Source organism: Sphingomonas kyeonggiensis (assembly GCF_014204495.1).
Classification (GTDB): domain Bacteria; phylum Pseudomonadota; class Alphaproteobacteria; order Sphingomonadales; family Sphingomonadaceae; genus Sphingomonas; species Sphingomonas kyeonggiensis_A.
The window spans coordinates 312,613-334,304 of sequence record NZ_JACHLN010000001.1; the positions used below are offsets into that span (position 1 = coordinate 312,613).

The window sequence follows — 21,692 nt, forward strand, 5'->3', positions numbered from 1 at the left end:
AACAGAATACGGCATATATGCCGCTTTAGATACTCAGCACGTCATCCCAGGGCACGATCGTGTGAACGTGCTTGATACGGTCGCGGGGGACTTCGAACTCCAGCGCGGGATTGAACTGGCGCATGACGATGGCGCCCGCCTTCTCTTTTACCAGCTGCTTGATGAGCACAGCGGCTACCTCTTCGGTGTTGTCGATCGGCGCGCGAAGCTGGACAATGATGTCGTCGTTGACCCGCGCGCGCTTCTTGCTGCTCACCAAAACCCGGCGCCCGGAGTCGAACCGGGGCTCCATCGAATGCCCGGCGACCTCCACCACATAATATTCGTCACGCGCTGCCAGCGCAGTGGGCCGCGCCATATAGTCCCTAGGCTCGCTCAAAAATAAGTCCGTTTGTTCAACCGCGTGCGTGGCACCGTCCGACGAAATGACGTCCAGATCCGCACCCAGCGCCGTGCCGTAGATCGGCAAGTTCTTGGGAAAGCGCCGAAAGTCCGGGAGGGACGGCTGGCCCGGCAAATCGTCCCCCGGCGAAGAGACGGTATCGGGACCATCGCCACCTAGAAGCCACTCGGGGGTGGTGCGCAGGGTCTGTGCCAGCTGCTGCAATCGCTCGGCAGAAGGCATGGCATTCCGCGAGCGTATATAACGGATAGCATCGGGCTTGCCGGTGGCGTCTATCGACGCCTCGCGCTCTGTGAGGTTAAGCTCTGCGAGCTTCGCTGCTATGCGTTGGGTGAGTACATCGATCTTGCTGGACACGCGGCGATAATGCCGCACATCAGCAAAAATGTCGTGCGGCAGATATGCCGTTGACGATGCGGCATCTATGCCGTATTCGGTGCCCATGGACACTTACGAAGCCGCTCTTCTGCTGGTAGCCGATGCGTACGCTGCGGCGGTCGACGCCAATGGCGGCAAATCGCTCGCCCGCGTTGCGACCATCGTCGTCAACCGAGGATCGTTCTTCGAGCGGCTCCGCGATGGCGGCGGCTGCACCGTCCAGAACCTTGAGCGTCTCATCGAGTGGTTCCGCGTGCCGGGGAACTGGCCGCTTAACATCATTCCTGACGTTGCGCGCACTGCGCTCGTTACGATGGGGCGCCCTGCGTTCGAGGCTGCGGCAGCATGAGCGGCGAAGGCTTCGTCCCGGCGGCTCCCAGCTGCGCGACATGCGGCGTCGGATCTTGGCATCCTGACGTTCACAGCTGCTCGCTGGCCGATTGTTCGTTCCGTGCATGGAAGGCGCGGGACGCGAGCGCGGAGGGTGCCTCCCTCCTTCCCTCCGCGCTCACTGCGCCCGCTGCTGTTCTGTTCCCTGTTCATGACGCATCCGTAGCGGATGCCGGAGCGCGAAATCATGCGTGACGAAGACACGATCCAGCGAAATCTCGAAGCGAAGCAGGCGGCTTTCTTCCTCGGCTGCGAGAAGCGCGGCCTCACGCTGGCCGCGCTCGGCGAGGTGCTCGACGTGTCATCCTCGACGCTCAGCGCCTACCGCCCGACGCGGGCTCGGCCCAAGCCGTCGCTGATGCCGCTCGCGCTCTTCGTCCGTATCGCCCGCTGCGACGCGGTGCCGACCGAGCTTGCCAACCTGCTGATCGAGGATAGCGGGCACCAGCTCGCGCCGATCGACGCCGTGCAGACCGACTGGCTCAGCCTGGGCGAGCGCGCCGCGGGCTTCGCGGCCAAGGTCTGCAAGTTTCAGGCGACCGGCGGGCACATCGACCACCGCGAGGACGCGGAGCTTCGCGAGGACATCCTGATCATCGTTTCGGAGGGTGCGGGCGCCGCAGGCGTCGGCTGATCCACAGAGCTTAACCAACAGCGCCGGGCGCGGGGTCCGGCGAGGAGAAGAACATGAGCGCCATTCACGGCGCGGGCGCGGCGATGGCCGCTTCCGCGATGGGAAACTTGCGTCCCGCGATCATGCGGCCGCAGCCGATCGACCGGTCCACGCTTCGCCAGCGTGACTTCGACCACCCGTACCCGTTCCGGACGCACCGCAACTGCGCCGAGCTGATTGCCGCAGGTGCGATGTGAACGCGCCCGCGACCAATTTGCGCATTCCGCAAATTGCTCCGGCCGGGCCGCGCAAGGGCTATGGCCACGGCGGCAAGCAACGCCGCTTCGAGAGCATCGAAGCGCGCGGCGCCCGCGCCCGCCTGGCCGACGATCATCCCGCGATCGTCGAGGGCCGCACCATCATGCCGAAGCGCGTGTATCAGCCCGGCGACCTGCCGCGCCTGCTGGTGTTAGGGAAGAACAGCCGCAAGATCGGCGCGACCGTCGAGCGCGGCCGGTGGGCCGGATCGCCGATCTTCACGCTGACGCTCGAGGAACGCGCAACCTGCCCGCGCAGCTGCGCTGAGTGGAACACCTGCTACGGCTCGAACATGAACTGGGCCAGGCGCATCGCGCACGGACCCGAGTTCGAGGCCATGCTCTGGGCCGAGCTGGAAGCGAAGCAAGGCGAGCACCCGGCCGGCTTCGTCGTGCGGCTCCACGTCCTGGGTGACTTCTACTCGGTCGGCTACGCCGAGCTGTGGGGCGAGGCGATGGCGGCGTTCCCCGCGCTACGGGTGTTTGGATACACCGCGCACCCGCCCGCCAGCGAAATCGGTCGGATCGTCGGCCGGCTGAACGAGCGGCATCCTGATCGCTTCGCCTACCGGTTCAGCGGGCACGACGCCGCGACGCGCGGCTCCGTCGTGATCGAGCGCGGCGAGGACACCCCCCACACCGTCTGCCTGGCGCAGCGCACCCTCACCGACGCGGCCGGCAATGCCAAGGCCGACTGCTGCGCCACCTGCGCCCTCTGCTGGCAGAGCGATCGCACGATCGCCTTCTGGAGGCACTGATGGCCCGCACCTGCTCCAGCTGCGGCACGGGCATCGGTCCCCGCGGTAAGACCGGTCGCTGCCGGCCTTGCCATACCGCATGGCTGCTCACCGATCCGGAGATGGTCGCGAAGCGGGCGGAGGCTCGCCTTGCGTTCAACACCGCGCGCCGGATGGACCGTCCCCACTGTGCCGAGTGCGGGATCGAGGTGGGCCTCAAGTCGAAGTGGTGCCGCCCGTGCGCCCGTTCGAAGTTCGGCCGCGATCCCGAGGTGCGCAGCCGCGCCGCCGCCACGCTCGCCGAGAAGCACCGGACGGATCCGGCGTTTCATGAACAGCACCGCGCCCGCGTGCAGGCGGCGATGGACCGCTGCAAGCAGGATCCAGCATTCTCGGCCCAGCGCCGAGAGCACGGGCGCCGGTACGGCAAGCACAACATCGAGCTGACCCGCTCGCCGGAAAGCCGGGCTAAGGCCGGAAAGACGAACTCAGCTCGCCGGCTCGCACATATCCCGCCGGGCTATCGCGCCTATTATCGCGAGCTCATCAAGAAGAAACTGCCGGCCACCGAGCGGGCCCGGCTGGCGATCGAGCGCTATCACCTCGACCGTGCGCACGCGCTGGCTGCCCAGGCGGCGGTGTTCCTGCAGCGCACCAGCTCCGTCTACCGCTGCGACGAAGGCGGCCAGCCCTGCAAGACGGGCAAGTTCTGGCGCCGCGGCACCGCAACGATGACCGACGCCGATCTCGTCCAGCGCGCGATCGGGCTGGGCTGGGACCCTGACGCCTGGCGCCGCGTGCCGGGCACGTCCTCGCCGCACGCATCCCCCTCCTCCACGAACCGTCGCGCCTCGGCGCCGGAGATCCGCGCATGACCGTCGACAATTATCAGGCCTTCCTTGAGGCGAAGATCCCGCAGGCCCTGCTGGCCGGGTTCGAGTGCGATCTGGACGAGGTACGCACCCACCTGACCGATGGGCGCGAGATGCGGCCGCATGTCCGGGCGATTGTCCAATGGGGCGTGCGGGGCGGCCGGCGAGGCTACTTCCTGGCCTTCGGCCTGCACAAGACGATGATCCAGCTCGAGACGGTGCGGATCGTCGCGGACAAGGCCGGCGGGCCCGCGATCATCGTGCTTCCGCTCGGCGTGCGTCAGGAATTCTTCGCCGACGCCGAGCTGCTCGGGACGATGGTCGCCTTTTGCCAGAGCGATGCCGAGATCGAAAAGCTGGCCGACCGCATCCACTGGCCCGCCGACCAGCAGCCGATCATTCTCACGAACTACGAGAGCGTCCGCGAGGGCAAGATCGACGTGTCGCGCTTCGTGGTCGCGAGCCTGGACGAGGCGGACGTCCTCCGCAGCTATGGCTCGAAGACCTATCAGGAGTTCCTGCCGCTCTTCGAGGCGGTACCCTACCGCTACGTTGCCACCGCCACCCCTAACCCGAACCGGCACAAGGAGCTGATCCACTATGCCGGGTTCCTCGGCATCATGGACACCGGCCAGGCGCTGACCCGGTTCTTCCAGCGCAACAGCGAGAAGGCGGGCGACCTGACCCTCTACCCCCACAAGGAAGAGGAATTCTGGCTGTGGCTCAACAGCTGGGCATGCTGTGCGAACCGGCCCAGCGATCTTGGCTTCAGCGATGACGATTACGAGCTGCCGCCGATCGAGGTGCGCTGGCACGTCGTCGCTGCCGATCTCGCCGACGCGGGGACGGACAGCATGGGACAGGGCAAGCTGCTGCGCGACGCGGCGCTGGGTGTCCAGGAAGCCGCGCGCGAGAAGCGCAGCACCCTGCCGGCCCGCATTGCCAAGGTGACCGAGATCGTCGCGGCCGCCCCGGCGGACCACTTCATCCTCTGGCACGATCTCGAAGATGAGCGGAAGGCGCTGGCCGTCTCCGTCCCCGAAAGCGAATTCGTCTATGGCTCGCAGAAGCTGGGCCAGCGCGAAGACATCGTCGAGCGGTTCAAGACCGGCCTCCTGCGCAACCTCGGCGCCAAGCCGAGCATGCTCGGTGCGGGCGGCAACCTTCAGCGCCACTGCCACCGGGCGATATTCGCGGGCGTCGGCTTCAAGTTCCGCGATTTCATCCAGGCTATTCACCGCATCCAGCGGTTCGGCCAGCCCCTGCCCGTCGTCATCGACATCGTGTCCGCGGAGACCGAAACCGAGGTCGTTCGCGACCTGCAGATGAAGTGGGCGCAGCACGACGAGATGGCCGAGCGTATGAGTGGCATCATCCGCCGCTTTGGCCTGCAGCATGATGTCGCACTCGCCGGGCTCAAGCGGAGCATCGGCGTGGAGCGGCGCGAGGCGGCCGGCACCGGCTGGGCGCTCGCGAACAACGACTGCGTTGATGAGGCGGCGCGGCTCGAGGAGGGATCGGTCGACCTGATCGTCACCAGCATCCCCTTCTCGAACCACTACGAATACACGCCGAGCTACAACGACTTCGGCCACACCGACGACGATCGGCATTTCTTCGCACAGATGGATCATCTGACGCCCGCACTCTTCCGTGCGCTGGCGCCCGGCCGGCTGGCCTGCATCCACGTCAAGGACCGGATCCTGTTTGGCTCGGTGACCGGCGAGGGCGTGCCGACGGTCAACCCGTTCCACGCCAAGGCAATCTTCCACTACCTGAGCCACGGTTTCCAGTTTCTCGGCATGCGGCACGTCGACACCGACGTCGTGCGCGAGAACAACCAGACCTATCGGCTCAGCTACAGCGAGATGCTGAAGGACGCGACCAAGATGGGTTGCGGCTCGCCGGAATACATCCTGCTGTTCCGCAAGCCCCAGACCGATCGCTCCAAGGGCTATGCCGACAATCCCGTCGCGAAAGACCCGGCCGGCTACAGCCTGGCGCGCTGGCAGGTCGATGCCCATGCGCATTGGCGCAGCAGCGGCGACCGGCTGCTGACCCCCGAGGAGCTGGCGCACGAAACGCTTGCCGATCACGTCGAGCGCTTCGCGAACATGCCCATCGGCACGCTGGTCAAGGCGTTCCGCGAGCAGAGCCGCGGCATCGTCTATGACTATGACGCGCACGTCGCGATCGGCGAGACGATCGAGGAGCGCGGCGCCAGTGACGGCCGGGGCAAGCTGCCCCGCACCTTCATGGCGCTGGCGCCCGGATCGACCGATATCGGCATCTGGGACGACATCGTGCGCATGCGCACCCTCAACGCCGAGCAGGCGCGGAAGGGTGCTGAGAAGCACGTATGCCCGCTCCAGTTCGACATCGTCGACCGGCTGATCGACTTCTACTCGATGCCGGGCGAGCTGGTGTTCGACCCCTTCGCCGGGCTCGGCACCGTGCCGATGCGCGCGGTGAAGCTCGGGCGCCGCGGCGCCGGCAGCGAGCTGAACCCAACCTATTTCGACTTCGCCTGCCAGTACCTGCGCGAAGCGGAGGCAGAGGCGGCCGTGCCGTCGCTGTTCGACCTGATGGGCATCGCGGCATGACGGAAGCCCATCCCCTTCTCGACGCCGCCGCCCAGGGCGCCCGGCTCGAGGCGCTCGTGCAGCACGCACAGAAGCGCGTGGCCCGCGCCGACGAACGCCGCGACCGCGCGAACCTCGAAGTGACCGACGCCTTCGACGGGCTCGAAGCCGCGAAGGCCAATCTTGCCGCCTGGCTGGCGGCCAACCCCGATCCGCAGCTGAGCATGATCGAGGCCATCACCCCCAAGGGAGACGAAGAATGAGCGACAGCATTTCCGCTGAACAGCTTCGCCTCTTCATCGAGCGCATCGAGCGCCTCGAGGAGGAGAAGAAGGGCATCGCCGACGATGTGAAGGATGTCTATTCGGAGGCGAAGTCGACCGGCTTCGACGTCAAGACGATGCGCGCCATCGTCCGGCTCCGGAAGATGGAGAAGCACCACCGCGACGAGGCGGAGATGCTCCTCGAAACCTACAAGCAGGCGCTGGGCATCTGATGGCCGGGCCCCTCTTCACCTGCGAGGCCAAGGCCCTCGCCGGCGCGCTCCGCTCCGTCCGCGAGGTGGTCGAACGCACCAACACCATCGTCATCCTGGGCAACGTGCTGATCGAGGCCGATGCGGCCGGCACCGTCCGGGTGACCTGCAGCAACCTCAGCATCGAGGCGACGCGCGTCGTCGCCGCGCAGGTGCGCGAGCCGGGCGCCATCACCGTGCCGGCGAGCCGCTTCACCGATGTCGTCGGCGCAATGGAAGATGGCGCCCAGGTCGAGTGCGATGCCAGCGGCGACGGTGGCAAGATGCTGGTCAAGTCCGGCCGTAGCCGCTTCACCTTCGCGACGCTGCCAGCCAAGGACTTCCCGGGCATGGTGTTCGGCGCCTCGGCGACCACCATCGAGATGCCGGCGCTCACCCTCAACGACGCGCTGGTGACCGTCCGCCCGGCGATCTCGACGGAAGAGACGCGCTATTACCTGTGCGGCGTGTTCTTCCACGTCCGCGAAGAAAAGCTGCGCTTCGCCGCGACCGATGGCCACCGTTTGGCCCGCGTCGTCATTCCGATGCCGGACGGTGCCGCTGACCTGCCCGACACGATCGTTTCCACGGCCGTGATCGACCTGGTCAAGAAGAACCTGCCCGATGGCGATGCCAACGTCCGGATCGAGTTTAGCGGGGCGAAGGTGCGGTTCAGCATCGGCGATCTGGTGATCACCGCCAAGGCGGTGGAGGGCACCTATCCTGAATACACCCGGGTCATCCCGCCCAAGCCGTCCCAGCGCATCGAGGTCGATCGCGATGCGCTCTCGAAGGGGCTCAAGCGGGTGCTGCTCGCAAACGACGACAAGACGCGGTCGGTCAAGCTCAGCGTCACGCCGTCGGCGCTGGCGATCACTTCCGCCTCGACGGTGGTCGACGGCAGCGAGGAAGTGCCCTGCGAGGCCAAGATCAAGGGCGGCGAGTTCGTCGTCGGCTTCAATGGCCGCTACCTGAGCGACCTCCTCGGCGTGCTCGACGTCGATAGCGTCATCTTCGAATCGGACGAACCCACCGCTCCCACCCTGATCACCAGCCCCGGCCGGCCGGACGCAACGCTCGTCCTGATGCCGATGCGCGTCTGAGGAGAAATCGAAATGTCTATGGATATTACCGTCACCTGCGACATGTGCCGCAAGGACATCACCGACAGAAAGACGATCTGCGAAGGCTGCGCGCATGACGACGAGGTAGTGCCCGCGGATCACACCGTCCTGCACGACCTTTCCGCAGCAATCCGCCGCGGGGACTGTACCGAGGCTGGGCACCTCCTCGACCGCCTGGTCGCCAAGGAACAGGGCGCCCGCGAGGCGGTCGAGCGCGGCCGGTTCTCGCCTGCAGCGAGGAAGGCAGCGTAATGGCCGCACTCCTCGGCTCCCATACCTCCGAGCGGATCGTCCGGCACGCCCATGTCTTCTGCGGCATCGGCGCGGGCGCGAAGGGCTTCAACATGGCCAAGGCCCGCGTCGGCAATGTCGTCGCGCGCTTCGTCTGCACGGGCGGCATCGATGTCGACGCCGGCGCAATCCGCAACTTCGAGCGCCTGACCGGTGTGCCTGGCACCGTGATGGATCTATTCTCGCGCGAGCAATACATCGCGTTCCACGGCAAGGAGCCTCCGGCCGGCTGGCGCGAAGCCACGCCCGCAGACATCCGCGCCGCGCTCGTCGGTCCGGACGGCGTTCGGCCGGACGTCATCTTCCTCTCGGCGCCGTGCAAGGGCTTCTCGGGCCTGCTGAGCTCGAAGCAGTCGCTCACCGACAAGTATCAGGCGCTCAACGCGCTGACCCTGCGCGGTGTCTGGCTGGTGTGCGAGGCGTTCAAGGACGAGCCGGTCCCGGCGATCCTGTTCGAGAATGTGCCCAGGATCCTGACGCGCGGCCGGTGGCTGCTCGACCAGATCGGCGCCATCCTCCGCGGCTATACTTATAACTGCGCCGAGACGGTGCACGATTGCGGCGTGCTCGGCGGCCTCGCCCAGAGCCGCAAGCGCATGCTGCTGATCGCCCGCCAGCGCGAGATCATCCCGAACTTCATCTACGAGCCCGAGAAGAAGCGCCTGCGCGGCGTGGGCGAGGTGATCGGCAAGCTGCCCATGCCCGGCGATCCGGTCGCCGGCGTCATGCACCGCATGCCGATGCTGCAGTGGAAGACGTGGGTCCGCCTGGCGCTGGTGCCGGCCGGCCGCGACTGGCGCGCGCTGAACGAGCTGGCCGTGGTCGATGGCGTGCTGCGCGACTATGGCATCGTTCCCGAGCAGGCGCTGCGCGATGGCGCGCTGGGTGTCATGGGCTGGGACGAGATGTCCGGCGTCGTAATCGGCAACCAGCGCTCGCCGCTTCACGGCCGGCATAGCGTTGCTGATCCGCGCACCAACGAGCTTCGCAGCGGTGGATACGGCGTGCTCGGCTTCGAGGGCCCGGTAGGCACGGTCGCTGGCGAATCTCTGCCCAGCAATGGAAAGTTCGCGGTTGCCGACCCTCGCGCGGGCGGCTGGCACAATGAGGCGCTGGGCGTGCGGGCGTGGGAGGATGTCGGCCGGGTGGTGGCAGGTTCCTCTCGACCGGCCAACGGCGCGCATAGCGTCGCCGACCCGCGCTATGCCGCCCGAGACCAGACACTCGGCGTCGCAGCGTGGGCCGAGGCGGCTGGCACCGTCCAAGCCAAGAGCGGCCCGACGAACGGCGCATTCTCCGTCGCGGACCCCCGGCCGGGCTATGGGGCAGCGACACATGGCAACATCATGCGTGTGTCCGAATGGGACCGGCCATCGCCCACTGTCACCACCGGACACGGCCCGACGAACGGAGGCCACGCGATCGCTGACCCGCGCGTCGACGGCCACCCGCGCTCAGTGCAGCTCGGCGTTCGGGCATGGGATGCCACCGCACCGTGCATCAAGGGCGACGTGTCCGTCGGCACCGGCCCCTACGCGGTCCAGGATCCGCGCATGCTCGGGCGCCCGCGCTTCAACAACATCTTCCGCATCGTGCCCTTCGAGGATGCCTCACCCGCGGTGGCCGGCCCAGGCGGGGCGGCTGGCGGCGTTTGCGTCGCTGACCCTCGGCCGCTCGACAAGGACTATACGACTACCAAATACAAGGTCACCCCTTGGGAAGGCCAGAGCCGCACCGTTATCGGCGCGTCGACCACGGGCGACGGCGCCTTCGCGGTGGCCGATCCCCGGCCCACGCACGGCCCCCACGCCCACCAGAACAAGATGCGGGTCGTGTCGGCGGAGGATCCCGCCCCGACCATCACCGGCAGCGATCGCGTGGGCTCCGGCGCACTCAGCGTCGCCGATCCCCGCCCTGTCGGCTTCCGCGATGGCCGCGAGCACTTCGGTGCAGGTGGTCATTACGGGGTGGTGCCTTGGGCAGAGCCGGCCAAAACTGTTACCGGGCAGCCGTGCTCGTATGACCGCGGCTTCAACTCGGTCGCGGACCCGCGCGAGGCGGCCGGTGAAGCGTTGCCCGCCCTGCCCGGCCCTGACGACCGCCTGGTCGCCCACATCATCGCGCTCGACGGCACCTGCCATCGCCCCTTCACCACGCTCGACCTCGCCTCGCTGCAGTCGATCGTGGATCCGGAGCTGACCTTCTACCGGGACGCGGACGGCATCTGGCACATGCGGACGCCGTTCGAGCTGGACAGCAAGAGCGACGCCGAGAAGCGCGAATGGATCGGCAATGCGGTGCCCAGCGAGAGCGCGGCGGAGATCGGCGGCGTCATCGGCGAGGCGATCCTGCTGGCCGATCTGGGCGAGACGTTCAGCCTGTCGGCCAGCACCATCTGGGTTTCGCCAGCGCGCGTCGCGCTCGCCGTTGACACCCAGCAGCATGCCTTCCTCATGGAGGCTGGACGCGCGTGATCAACAAGCAGGCGGCCACCGCGCCCATCGCCCTAGCAGACGCTGGCACGAGCTCGGTCGACTGGCCCGCAGCTGATCCTACCAGCCCGTTCTTCTGCCACGGCCCGACCGTGATCAGCCTCAGCGGCGGCCGGACGTCGGCCAAGATGCTGTTCCGCGTCCTCGAGGCGCATGGCGGTCGGCTGCCCGAATATGTGCATGTCTGCTTTGCGAACACGGGCAAGGAACGCGAGCCCACCCTGCGCTTCGTGCACGAAATCTCTACCAGGTGGGGCGTCCGGGTCCGCTGGCTCGAGTTCCAGACGGACCTCGCGAGCGCAGGCGCCGAGGGCCGGTTCATCGAAGTCGGGTACAACAGCGCGTCGCGTAAGGGGGAGCCGTTCGATCGTCTGATCGCGCGCAAGCAGGCGCTGCCCAGCGGGCGGCAGCGTTGGTGCACTGAGTTCCTGAAGGTCAAGGTCCTGTTCGACTTCGCGGCGTCGATCGGTTTGGGCCAGCCCGGCGATTTCATCGAGATGATCGGGCTGCGCGCGGACGAAAAGACGCGGATCGATCGCCTGCTTCGTGATGCTCGCAATGAAGCGAGCCATCTCAGCTTTCCCTTGTCAACCGCAGGCGTGGTGAAGGACGATATTTTTTCGTTCTGGGGCTCGCAACCGTTTGACCTGCAGTTGCCGCGCGGGCTTGGCAACTGCGATCAATGCCCATTCTTGGGCACAAAGGCGCGCATTGCCCGCGCCCAGATCGATCCGGCCAGCTGCGAGCAGTGGGCCCGTTGGGAGATCGTCACCGGCTACCGGTTCGGCCGGTATCACACCTTCGTGGAGCTGCTCGGCGTGGTGGCGAGGTCGCCCCGGTTGGAGCTGGACGAAGAGGTGGACACCGAGTGCGGCGCTTGGTGCCCGTCGATCATGGGCGGCATCTGATGGCGCCAGTATTTGAGGCTCCGCGGTCGAGCAACCTCGTCATCGGAAAGCACGTGCCGTGGAACGCCATGTGGAGCGGTGAGGAAGCCGGCGGCTATGAGATCCGTCCGTGTCGCTCGGTCAACGGCCGGCTGGCGGTCTGGCAGCGTCACGCGCCTAGCAAGGGCACGCCGATCTTCGCCAAGCCCCATATGGTTCGCCAGCGCCGTTCCATCGCAGAGATGCGTTGCACGGTATGCGGGGAGTGCACGCCGGCAAATGACCGCTGGTGGTTCGGGCTCGGTCGCTTCCAGGACGGCTGGTTCATGACGACCGAGGCGCCCGTGCATCATGCATGCGCGCTGCACTCCGAGAAGGTCTGCCCTCACCTGCGCGCGCTCGGCGCCCAGCTGCGGCGCTTCCCGGAAGGTCACTCTATCCTGCAAGCCCTCGTCGGCGGGCCCAAGGTGGCGGAAGATTTCGGCCTCGAGATCGACCCGGCGCGGCCGGTGATCGGCAACCTGAAGATCGCGTGGCCCGAGGATGCCGCGCAGATCAGGCGCCGGCACCTATGACCGATCGCATCATCGCCCACATCATCGAAATCGAAATGGTCGCGCCATGAATACCCTCTCCGCTCCGTTGCCCCTGACGCCGCCCGACGCCGATCTGCAGGACTTCGCGTTCATGCCGCTCCACGTCGCGCGCCTGCGCGATAGCGACCTCGCCGCCGAGGCTGCTCCGGAGGCATGCTGGTATGCCGTGCTTCTCTGGGCCGCATCCTGGCACCAACTGCCGGCAGGGTCGCTCCCGGATAACGATGCGGTGCTCGCGCGCCTCTGCGGCCTCGGTCGCGACCTGCGCACCTTCAAGAAGCATCGGGCTGATGCCATGCGCGGCTTCGTCCGGTGCTCCGACGGCCGGCTATATCACCCGGTAGTGGCGGAGCAGGTCGTAGCCGCCTGGCAGAAGAAGCTTGAGCAGCGCTGGCGCACCGAGCTGGCGCGCATCAAGAAGGCCAATCAGCGCAACGGCACCGACCTCCCGTCCCCGACCTTCGATGAGTTCATCGCTGGGGACAAGGCTATCCCGGTCCCCGATGTGTCCCCGGGGACAACAGCCGATGTCCCCGGGGAAATCACCTCCAAGAGACAGGGAGAGGGACAGGGACAGGGAGAATATAGTTCCGATGCTAACGCATCGGGCGCCGCGGCGCCGCCCGCCGTGATCGATCCGGAAAAGGTCATGTTCGATGCCGGCCGCACGCTGCTCACCTCGGCCGGTATCAGCATCGAGGCGGCCGGGCGCCTGCTGGGCAGGTGGAAGCGAGACCATGGCGCCGAGGCGGTGATCATCGCACTCGGCAAGGCGCAGCGCGAAGGCGCGATCGACCCCAAATCATTCATCGAAGGATGCCTGCGGAATGGCCAACGATCTCTCAGTGCTGGACGCGGCGGGGACGGGTTCCTCGCTGCCGTTATTGACGCCGAGCGTGATGACCGTGCTGGATAAGGCATATGCCGACGACGCGGTGTTCACCGCGGCCGAAATTGCGCTGATCGAGCCGGTGGCACAGGCGGTCGCCCCGATCGTGCCGGCAAGCGAGCGAACGCTTCGCCAATCGCTCGGGGCGCTAAAGGCGGTGCTGCCAGCCTCGTCCAAGGCTGAGATCGTCGGCGTGCTGCAGTTCAACACCTACATGAAGGAGCTGGCGGGCTGCGATCGGGATGCCTTGGCTGCAGCATGCAAGCGGTGCATCGATGAACTCGACTGGTTCCCGACGATCAAGCAGATCAGGGAGCGCATGGCGCAGTACGTCAGCCGGGAACAGCATGCGATCAACCTGGCGCGCTACATCCTGATGTCGGGGCAGCGCGAGCCTCTCACTGAGGCGGATGTGATCCCGCTGACGGACGAGGAGGTTCGCCGTCTCAAGCCCGAGTTCATCAGCCTTGGGCTGAAGAGCGGCGGGCTGACGCAGGAGCAGGTCGACCGCGCTTTCGCCGGTGTGCCACCGGACCAGCAGGCAGCATAGAACAAACAGTGAATCACAACACGAATTCGGGTATAGCGAGGATATGATGAGCGGGGCTTCGACTTGGGTGATCCTGCGGACCAATGTGCTGCGCACGCTGCCGCTGATGCGTTCGCTAGCGGACGCCGGCATTCAGGCATGGACGCCGGTGCGCGTCGAGCGGCGAGCAGGGCGTGGCAGGAAGCGGCGCGAGATCAGCCAGGTGGAGGTGGCTATCACGCCCACCTTCGTGTTCGTGGCTGAGGCAGACCTGCCCGAGCTGCAGCGCATCCGCGCCCTGCCGACGAGCCCGCATCCCAGCTTCACCATTCTGCGTCACCGCGATCGCATCCCGGTTGTCAGCGAGGCCGGCCTGACGCCGTTGCGTGCGGCCGAGGATCGCTTCCGGCTATCACTGCTCAAGGCGACCCGGTATCGGGTCGAGGCTGGTACCAGCGTGCACATGAAGACGGGGCCGATGGCCGGCATGTCCGGCGTGGTTGAGCGCGGCACCAACAAGGAAATGGTGGTCAACTTCGGTGGCTTCCGAGTGTCGATTGCCTCTTACATTGCCGGAACAGATGCAGTACAACTCGGCGAACAGCCCGTCTCGGGCACCGCCGCATGAGCGGCCCTGACGTGCTAGCGTCGGCTGATCCCTGATCGTGCCGCCTACGTCGCCCCCGCTTCGGCGGGCGTGCGACGCATTTCCCGATACCGCGCGAGCGATGCCCGATCGAGGGCGACCAGAGGGGGTGTGACGCCTTGGCAACACACCCCCTCCCTTGGGTCCTTCCGGGACCCGAGGATAATGCGGGGGGCGAAGGCGCATCTTCGGTCTAGGCGCAGGATTTCGTATGACTGCCGCCGCCTAGTGGCAGAAAACGGCTGATTTCTGCGTGTTTCAGCCTGCCTCACCCGGCATTTTCGCCCCACTAGGGGATTTCAGCATGGGCATCGAAACCGAGACACTCACCCGGGCAAATGTCGCCTGGTTGCTCGGCATGTCGGACAGTTGGGTCCGCGACAGGATGCAGGCCGGCGACCTTCCCCGCCCTGGCTGCACCGCGGAGGAGTATGTCGAGGCCTTCCTCGCCTTCAAGCTTCGGAAGTTTGAGGACGCGGAAGCCGATGGGACCCTCGACCTCCAGGCAGAGCGCGCTCGGCTCGCGAAAGAGCAGGCCGACGAGAAGGCGATGGATAACGCGGAGCGTCGGCGAGAGATCGCCTCGCTCCCCAACATGACGGCCGCTGTCGTTGGCTTGATCTCGCTGGTGGTGGGCAAGCTGTCGCAGGTTCCGGCGCAGGTTGCGAAGGGCGACCACAAGCTCCGGGTCAAGATCGAAACGGCCATCAGCGACGCGCTTGAGGAACTGAGCCTCACCCGCGTCGAAAAGGCGATGGGCGGGGGCTTGGATGAGGAAGAGTCCCCCAGCGAAAAGGAATAAGGCTCTAGCGACCCTCGCCGTCATTGGCGACGAGATCGCCGAAGCCGCGCGATACTGGTTTTCCACCCTCAAGCCCCGCAAGCCGCCACCACTCAGCGAATTCATGACGGACCATGCGCGCAGCGATGACGGCGCGCGCATCCGTCCGTTTCCATTTCAGTCGGATATGGCCGACGCCTTCACAGACCCGCAAACGGAGCAGGTCTCGTGCCGGAAGAGTAGCCGCATCGGCTACTCGACCATTCTGCAATGCTTCGTGGCGTGGCGCATCAGATGGAGCCCGGCGCGCACGCTGTTTTACCAACCGACGATCGACGACGCGGAAAAATTCAGCCGCGACGACCTCGACCCGGTGCTGCAATGGGACATTGTCCGGCAGGTTGCTGAGTTTAAACCTCGGCATCCGGACAACCAGATCCGCGCCAAGCGCTACAAAGGCGGATGGATCCAGATCAAGGGTGCGAACAGCCCCAAGGAATTCCGGCGCGTCACCGCAGACGACGTGTTGCTCGAGGAATGCGACGGGTACCCGTGGGCTACCAAAGAGGAAGGTGACCCGGCTCGGCTGGCATTCAAGCGAAACCTCACCTCTCCCCGCCGCTTCAGTGCGGCCGGCTCGACGCCGAAGGTCAAAGGCTTCAGCCGGATCGATGCCCTGTTCGAGCAGGGTAGCCAGGAATACCGATACGTCCCATGTCCGCATTGCGGTCATATGCAGTACCTGGTGTTCGGCGACGGCACTGGAGCTGGCATTCGGTGGGAGCCGAAGAAGAATCCAACCCGCGTCTGGTATCAGTGCCAGCAGGGTTGCGAGATCGACGAGGCCGAGAAGGCCTGGATGGACGAGAATGGCGAGTGGCGCGCCCACAACCCGGCCGCCTTCCCGCGTCATCGTTCATTTCACATCTGGGCGGCCTACAGCCAGCACCCCGGCGCGGCCTGGGGCGAGATCGTCCGTGAATTCTTGGAGGTTCGGCACGATCCCAATCTCCTACGCACTTGGGTCAACCAGGTGCTGGGCGAGGCCTGGCAGGAGAAGGGCGAAGCGCCAGAATGGCAACGCCTCTACGATCGCCGGGAGAAAGCCATGGCGCTCGGCACCGTACCGTCATGGCCGTGTATCCTCATCGGCTCGATCGACGTGCAGCGCGGGGCTGGCGCTCGCCTAGAACTAGACGTCTGGGCGTTCGGATCGGATCGCAAGCGGGCGCTCGTCGACCATATTGAGGTAGATGGCGCAGTTGCGAACCAAGAAACATGGAAGCAGCTGGACCGCCATCTCGCTCGTGAGTGGCCTACACAGGATGGCCGTCGCTTCCGTCTCGCTCGCGCTGCGATCGATTCCGGCGACGGCACGAACACGATGTCCGTTTATGCCTGGGCCCGCCGCCATCCCGGCTTCGCCATGGCGATCAAAGGACGGCACGCCGTTGGCGTGGGCCAAGCGATCGCCGGCCCGACATGGCAGGATCTCACGATCGCGGGCCGCAAGATCAAGAAGGGCGTCAGGCTCTGGACCGTCGGAACGTCGATGCTCAAGCTCGAGCTGTATGGCGCCCTCAACCTAGAGAAGCCGGTCGACGGCGATCCATATCCGGATGGGTATGTGTTCCTGCCAGACGGCACCAGCGACGAATGGATCAAGCAGCTGGTCGCCGAGCAGCTGGTGCAGAAGAACCTACGAAACGGTCGGTCGCGCGCCGAGTGGGAACAAACCCGCCCCCGCAATGAAGCGCTCGACAACGCCATTTACGCTCGCGCCGTCAGCATCGCGCTAGGGGTTGATGGATGGGGCGAGAAGAAATGGCGCGCCGCGGCCGGCATCGAGCGCAAGCGTCGGAAAATTCCACCGCCTGATGAGCAGTCCGAGCTGACCGATGTCGAAACCGCCACCGTCGGCACCAAGGCCAAAGCCGCGCAGTCCAAGAAGCCGCCGCGGCGCGCAAATCCTTTCACGTCTCGAAGGAGGTAGAGCATGGCCATCTGGACTGACGCCGACCTCGTCAACATTCGCGCCGCGATCGCTTCGGGCGTGCGGTCGATCACTTTCGCTGATGGCCGGAAGACGGAGTATCAGTCGCTCGATCACATGATCGCCGCGGAAAAGGTCATTGCCGCGTCGCTTATGATGCAATCGGTATCGAAGAGCTCCGTCATTCGGCGCCGCACGCCGTATTACAAGAGCGGCCTGCGCTGATGGCCCGCCAGTCCATTCTCGGCTGGCTTTTCGGTGGACGAGCAGCCCCGGTTGATGCTCCGAAGACCAAGGTCATCCGTGTAGGCCGTGGCGCTCGCGCCGAATATGATGGTGCTACCGAGGGGCGCAGGGCTGCGGGCTGGCGGCGCTCCATTCGCGACGCCAATGGCGAATTGACACCCCGCGCACAGCGCCTTCTGCGGTCGACGGCGCGCGATCTCGTCCGCAACAACCCCTTTGCGGCGCGCGGCATCGCCTCAATCGCGGGTAGCATCGTCGGCACGGGCATCACATTCCAGGTCTATCGCGACGGAAAGATCGATGATCGTCTCAACGCGTTGGCGCGTCGGCATTTCGACACCACCGCATGCGACGCGAGTGGGCGGCATGACCTTTATGGCCTCCAACTCCTTGCCGCGCGGGCCGTCGTGGAGGGTGGAAGCGCGGTCATCCGCCGGCGCTACCGCCGGGTATCGGACCGCTTGCCGCTGCCCTTCCAGATTCAGGTGCTGGAAGCCGACTATATCGATCCCTCGCGCACGGGCGCGGTAACCGCGACCTCCGGGGCAACGGGCGGCTACTCGATCTACGGCATTCAGTTCAGCCCGATCGGCCGGCGCGAGGGGTACTGGCTTTACAACACGCATCCCGGCGCGGTGACGGTTGGCCGTACCGGATCGACTTTCGTCGCTGCCGCCGACATCGCGCACGTCTTTCGTACTGATCGCCCCGAGCAGGAGCATGGCGCGACATGGTTCGCCCCGGTGATCCTGCGCATGCGAGATTTCGCTGATTTCGAGGATGCCGAACTCACCCGCCAGAAGTTGGCGGCCGCCTATGTCGGCGTCGTGACCGGGGAGGAGGTCGACGCGCCCATACCGGGCATCGTGTCTGATGACGATGAAGGCGGTGACGCCCCGATCGATGAAGAGCGCGAACCGCTTGATTATCTGGAGCCCGGCACGTTCCAATACGCCCGACCAGGCGAGGAAGTCACCTTCTCCACGCCGCCGAAGTCGGACGGTTACCCCGATTTCGCCAAAGTCTCGACCCGCGCGATCGCGGTAGGCCTGGGGCTCCCCTATGAGGAGCTATCTGGCGACTTGTCCAACGTGAGCTTCATCTCGGGCCGGCTGGGCCGCCTTTCGTATCGCCGCGACGTCCAGAACTGGCAGTGGCTGATGTTCATCCCGCAGTTTTGCGGGTCGGTGGAGCGATGGTTCATCGAAGCGCTCGAATTCCTCGGCGAGGACACGCGCGGTGTGACGATGGAATGGACGCCGCCGGCAACCGAGATGCTCGACCCGTCGCAGGAAGTGCCCGCTATCCGTGACGCGATCCGGGCTGGCCTGTCGACCATTTCTGCGGAAGCTCGCAAGCGGGGCGAGGATCCAGACAAGTTCCTGGCGGAGTGGGCAGCCGACGCGGAGCGCCTCGATGCGCTTGGCCTCACCTTCGACAGCGACCCGCGCAAGGTCACCTCGGTCGGTAACGCCGTGACCCTCCCCAAGCCGGACAATGCGAAAGGCAAGTAGATGACGGAAATCCTGATCTACGGGATCGTCGGCGACAGCTGGGACGGTCTCGATGCGGCGACGCTTGTGCCGCTCATTACCGAGGGCGACGACGACCTCGACATCCGTATCAACTCGCCGGGCGGCTACGTCATGGAAGGTCTGGCGATCTACAACGCCATGATCCGGGCAGCCGCCTCCGGTCGCAAGGTCACCACCCATATCGACGGCCTCGCCGCGTCGATGGCCTCGGTTATCGCCATGGCCGGTAGCGAAGTCATCATGGCGGACAACGCGCTCGTGATGATCCACAACCCCTGGGATTGTGCCTGCGGCGACGCGAACGAGTTGCGCCGCGCTGCAGACCAGCTCGACCGCCTCCGCGATCAGATCGTCGGCATCTACGCCAAGCGCACCGGCCTCGCGGCGGACGAGCTCGTCGCGATGATGGACGAGGAGACGTGGTTCTCCGCGGCCGATGCGCTCGACAAGAAATTCATCACGTCGGTGTCGGAGGGCCTCACGGTCGCCGCGTCGAACGTCAAGCCATTCGGGTTCCGCAAGGCCCCCGATAGCCCGCTCATCACCGCGATGGCGATGGGCACCAAAAGGGCGCCCGCGCCCGCGCCTAAACCCAAGGACACGATCATGAACCTTTTCACGACCCGCGTGGCGCTGGTTGCCGCCATCGCTGCATTCATCCCGCCCGGCACGCCGGAAGAAATCGGCAAGATCCGCGCCTCGGCGGTCGCGCTCGATGCGATGGACGCCCTGCCCGCCACCGGCCCGCTCGCGCTCATTGCTCCCAACCCCGTCACTCCCGAGACTGCGCCGGCGGCGCTCAGCGCTACCGATGTGCAGAACGCGGTTGCAGCGGAGCGCACCCGCGTTTCGTCGATCCGCGCGCTGGGCAAGAAGCACGGCATGGCCGACGAATTCATCGACGAGCTCGTCGAAGGCGGCAGTGCCGTTGCCGCGGCCGGCGAGAAGATCCTCGACAAGCTCGCCGAACGTGACGACGCCCAGGGCATCGGCCACAGCGGTCCGAACGCCCGCATCACCAAGGACGAGCGCGACAAGTTCTCCGAAGGCGCGCAGAACTGGATCCTGGTGCGCGCGGGCGTCGCCAGTCTGGTCGAGAAGGCCGCCAAGGCCCGCGGCGAGACCCTGAAGATCGACCCGGGCGAATTCCGCGGCGTCAGCATGGTCGATCTCGCCCGTGAATCGCTGGTGCTGTCTGGCACGCGCATGACCTCGCGTGCGCCGCGCGAGATCATGGGCCAGGCCTTCACCGCCCGCAACGCGATCACCCAGGGCACCGGCGACTTCCCGCTGCTGCTCGAGCAGGCCCTGCACAAGGTGCTGATCGCGTCGTATCAGGTCACGCCGGACAAGTGGTCGCGCTTCTGCGGCAAGACCACGGTTACCGACTTCCGCGCGCACAACCTGTACCGCCGCGGCACCTTCGGCGTGCTGGATGCCGTCGATGAGAACGGCGAGTTCAAGCAGAAGCCGATCCCCGATGGTGCCCGCGAGCAGCTGATCGCGTCGACCAAGGGCAACATCATCACGATTTCGCGTCAGGCGTTGATCAACGATGACCTCGGCGCGTTCTCCGACCTTGCCGTCGACCTCGGCCGGGCCGCCAAGCTCACCATCGAAGTCGATGTTTTCGCCTACATCAACTCGAACCCGAACACTGGTGACGGGCAGCCGTTCTTCTCGGCCGCGCACGGCAACCTGCGCGCCGCCGGCGGCCCGCCGACGGTTGCGGAGGTCGATGCGATGCGCCAGCTGATGGCGTCGCAGAAGGACATCAGCGGCAACGAGTTCCTGGAAATCGACCCGTCGATCTTCCTCGGCCCGCTGTCGCTCGGCGGCCAGGCGCGCGTCACCAATGGCAGCCAGTATGACCCGGATGCGGCCAACAAGCTGCAGCGCACCAACATCGCGCTGGGCATCTTCGACGACATCGTCGACACGGCCCGCCTGACCGGCAACCCCTGGTACACCTTCGCCGATCCGGGCGTCGCCCCTGCGATCGTCGTCGGCTTCCTCGATGGTGTGGAGGAGCCTTTCCTCGACAGCGAGGAAGGCTGGAAGGTCGATGGCACCGAGCACAAGGTTCGCCTCGACTACGGCGTTGCCGGTGTGAACCCGGCATCCGCCGCCAAGAACGCCGGCACGGGCGCCTGATCCCTGTAACCCGCGGGGCGGCGCGGTGCGTCGCTCCCGCACATCGGGAGAGTTCCCATGTCCAAGATCGTGATGCTCACCGTCGCAGCGGCCTATGTGAACGGCGTGATGCGGCACCCGCACGAGGGGCCTCGGCACCTCGAGGATGGCGAGGCCGACCGCCTCATCAACGGCAAGGAGGCTGACGACGTCACCTCCGATTTCACCGCCGAACAGCGCAAGGCCATGCCGGTCGAGCGGAGCGACGCCGATCCGGTGCCGGCTGCTGCCCTGCTCGCAGCCGACGCCACCGACCACCAGGCCAATATTCCGGCGACCGAGCCCGCTGCTGCGGGCGAGGCGCCGAAGTCGAAGAAGGAGACTTCCAAGTGAGGGGTTATATCCAGGATGGGGACACGCTCCCCTTCGTCGCGCCCTATGACGTCGCCGCTGGCGGCGGCGTGCTGGTCGGCGCAATCTTCCTCGTCGCCATCGCGGCGGTGCTCACCGGCAAGGGCGGCCAGGGCCGTCGCCGCGGCGTCATGGACATCGCCAAGACCACCGGCGAGGCATGGACCCAGGGGCAGAAGCTCTACTGGGACAACGCGGCCAAGAAGCTGACCACTACGGCCGCCGGCAACACGCTGGTGGGCGCAGCGGCTCAGGTGCAGGCCGCCGGCGACGCCGTCGGGCGCGCGATGATCACCGGCCAGATCGCCTGATAGGCGAGTTCGCGGGCGGCGG

General features: G+C 66.2%; 24 protein-coding genes. 23 read left to right on the forward strand and 1 reads right to left on the reverse strand.

Annotation, left to right across the window (positions count from 1 at the left end; translation table 11 throughout):
* Positions 1-25 precede the first annotated feature (25 nt).
* A complete protein-coding gene (locus HNP52_RS01605) occupies positions 26-847 on the reverse strand; it encodes a LexA family transcriptional regulator (RefSeq protein ID WP_184161538.1) in 822 nt (273 codons plus the stop codon).
* On the opposite strand from HNP52_RS01605, the gene HNP52_RS01610 reads away from it, so the two are divergent.
* From HNP52_RS01610 to HNP52_RS01720, 23 genes are all read left to right on the forward strand, one after another.
* The gene (locus tag HNP52_RS01610) at positions 846-1,130 is read left to right on the forward strand and encodes a hypothetical protein (protein WP_184161541.1); all 285 of its coding nucleotides are present in this window, start codon (positions 846-848) and stop codon (positions 1,128-1,130) included. The two genes, HNP52_RS01605 and HNP52_RS01610, sit on opposite strands and share 2 nt — an antisense overlap.
* Before the next feature lie 228 nt (positions 1,131-1,358).
* Positions 1,359-1,805: a hypothetical protein gene (locus HNP52_RS01615; RefSeq protein ID WP_184161544.1), complete on the forward strand. Its 447-nt coding sequence runs from the start codon at positions 1,359-1,361 to the stop codon at positions 1,803-1,805.
* A 53-nt stretch (positions 1,806-1,858) separates the two neighbouring features.
* Positions 1,859-2,041: a hypothetical protein gene (locus HNP52_RS01620; protein WP_184161548.1), complete on the forward strand. Its 183-nt coding sequence runs from the start codon at positions 1,859-1,861 to the stop codon at positions 2,039-2,041.
* Positions 2,038-2,859: a GP88 family protein gene (locus HNP52_RS23250; protein ID WP_184161550.1), complete on the forward strand. Its 822-nt coding sequence runs from the start codon at positions 2,038-2,040 to the stop codon at positions 2,857-2,859. Before HNP52_RS01620 ends, HNP52_RS23250 begins: the two co-directional genes overlap by 4 nt.
* Positions 2,859-3,713, forward strand: coding sequence for a hypothetical protein (locus HNP52_RS01630; protein ID WP_184161553.1), 855 nt, complete (start codon positions 2,859-2,861; stop codon positions 3,711-3,713). Before HNP52_RS23250 ends, HNP52_RS01630 begins: the two co-directional genes overlap by 1 nt.
* Positions 3,710-6,313 (forward strand): DNA methyltransferase, encoded by a 2,604-nt coding sequence (locus HNP52_RS01635; RefSeq protein ID WP_184161556.1) that lies wholly within the window; start codon positions 3,710-3,712, stop codon positions 6,311-6,313. Before HNP52_RS01630 ends, HNP52_RS01635 begins: the two co-directional genes overlap by 4 nt.
* Positions 6,310-6,555: a hypothetical protein gene (locus HNP52_RS01640; RefSeq protein ID WP_184161559.1), complete on the forward strand. Its 246-nt coding sequence runs from the start codon at positions 6,310-6,312 to the stop codon at positions 6,553-6,555. Before HNP52_RS01635 ends, HNP52_RS01640 begins: the two co-directional genes overlap by 4 nt.
* Positions 6,552-6,788 carry a DUF2312 domain-containing protein gene (locus HNP52_RS01645; protein WP_184161562.1) on the forward strand — a complete coding sequence of 79 codons (237 nt, stop codon included), beginning with the start codon at positions 6,552-6,554 and terminating at the stop codon, positions 6,786-6,788. Before HNP52_RS01640 ends, HNP52_RS01645 begins: the two co-directional genes overlap by 4 nt.
* A complete protein-coding gene (gene dnaN, locus HNP52_RS01650; RefSeq protein WP_184161565.1) occupies positions 6,788-7,909 on the forward strand; it encodes a DNA polymerase III subunit beta in 1,122 nt (373 codons plus the stop codon). Before HNP52_RS01645 ends, dnaN begins: the two co-directional genes overlap by 1 nt.
* Positions 7,910-7,921: 12 nt before the next feature.
* Positions 7,922-8,182 carry a hypothetical protein gene (locus HNP52_RS01655; RefSeq protein WP_184161568.1) on the forward strand — a complete coding sequence of 87 codons (261 nt, stop codon included), beginning with the start codon at positions 7,922-7,924 and terminating at the stop codon, positions 8,180-8,182.
* The gene (locus tag HNP52_RS01660; RefSeq protein ID WP_184161571.1) at positions 8,182-10,695 is read left to right on the forward strand and encodes a DNA cytosine methyltransferase; all 2,514 of its coding nucleotides are present in this window, start codon (positions 8,182-8,184) and stop codon (positions 10,693-10,695) included. Before HNP52_RS01655 ends, HNP52_RS01660 begins: the two co-directional genes overlap by 1 nt.
* Positions 10,692-11,621 carry a hypothetical protein gene (locus HNP52_RS01665; protein ID WP_184161574.1) on the forward strand — a complete coding sequence of 310 codons (930 nt, stop codon included), beginning with the start codon at positions 10,692-10,694 and terminating at the stop codon, positions 11,619-11,621. Before HNP52_RS01660 ends, HNP52_RS01665 begins: the two co-directional genes overlap by 4 nt.
* Positions 11,621-12,175, forward strand: coding sequence for a hypothetical protein (locus tag HNP52_RS01670; protein ID WP_184161576.1), 555 nt, complete (start codon positions 11,621-11,623; stop codon positions 12,173-12,175). Before HNP52_RS01665 ends, HNP52_RS01670 begins: the two co-directional genes overlap by 1 nt.
* A gap of 46 nt (positions 12,176-12,221) precedes the next feature.
* A complete protein-coding gene (locus HNP52_RS01675; protein ID WP_184161579.1) occupies positions 12,222-13,112 on the forward strand; it encodes a DUF1376 domain-containing protein in 891 nt (296 codons plus the stop codon).
* On the forward strand, positions 13,096-13,635 hold the full coding sequence (locus HNP52_RS01680; RefSeq protein ID WP_184161582.1) for a hypothetical protein: 540 nt from the start codon (positions 13,096-13,098) through the stop codon (positions 13,633-13,635). Before HNP52_RS01675 ends, HNP52_RS01680 begins: the two co-directional genes overlap by 17 nt.
* Before the next feature lie 67 nt (positions 13,636-13,702).
* Complete coding sequence (locus HNP52_RS01685) at positions 13,703-14,242, forward strand: hypothetical protein (RefSeq protein WP_184161585.1); 540 nt, start codon at positions 13,703-13,705, stop codon at positions 14,240-14,242.
* Between the two features lie 322 nt (positions 14,243-14,564).
* Entirely contained in the window at positions 14,565-15,062 is a 498-nt protein-coding gene (locus tag HNP52_RS01690) for a terminase (RefSeq protein WP_184161588.1), read from the forward strand.
* On the forward strand, positions 15,031-17,034 hold the full coding sequence (locus HNP52_RS01695; RefSeq protein ID WP_184161591.1) for a phage terminase large subunit family protein: 2,004 nt from the start codon (positions 15,031-15,033) through the stop codon (positions 17,032-17,034). Before HNP52_RS01690 ends, HNP52_RS01695 begins: the two co-directional genes overlap by 32 nt.
* A 3-nt stretch (positions 17,035-17,037) precedes the next feature.
* Positions 17,038-17,259: a phage head-tail joining protein gene (locus tag HNP52_RS01700; RefSeq protein WP_184161593.1), complete on the forward strand. Its 222-nt coding sequence runs from the start codon at positions 17,038-17,040 to the stop codon at positions 17,257-17,259.
* Complete coding sequence (locus HNP52_RS01705) at positions 17,259-18,794, forward strand: phage portal protein (RefSeq protein ID WP_184161596.1); 1,536 nt, start codon at positions 17,259-17,261, stop codon at positions 18,792-18,794. The genes HNP52_RS01700 and HNP52_RS01705 overlap by 1 nt, the downstream gene beginning before the upstream one ends.
* Positions 18,795-20,969, forward strand: coding sequence for a ClpP-like prohead protease/major capsid protein fusion protein (locus HNP52_RS01710; RefSeq protein ID WP_184161599.1), 2,175 nt, complete (start codon positions 18,795-18,797; stop codon positions 20,967-20,969).
* 57 nt (positions 20,970-21,026) lie between these two features.
* Positions 21,027-21,341: a hypothetical protein gene (locus HNP52_RS01715; RefSeq protein ID WP_184161602.1), complete on the forward strand. Its 315-nt coding sequence runs from the start codon at positions 21,027-21,029 to the stop codon at positions 21,339-21,341.
* On the forward strand, positions 21,338-21,670 hold the full coding sequence (locus tag HNP52_RS01720) for a DUF2190 family protein (protein ID WP_184161605.1): 333 nt from the start codon (positions 21,338-21,340) through the stop codon (positions 21,668-21,670). The genes HNP52_RS01715 and HNP52_RS01720 overlap by 4 nt, the downstream gene beginning before the upstream one ends.
* Positions 21,671-21,692 lie beyond the last annotated feature (22 nt).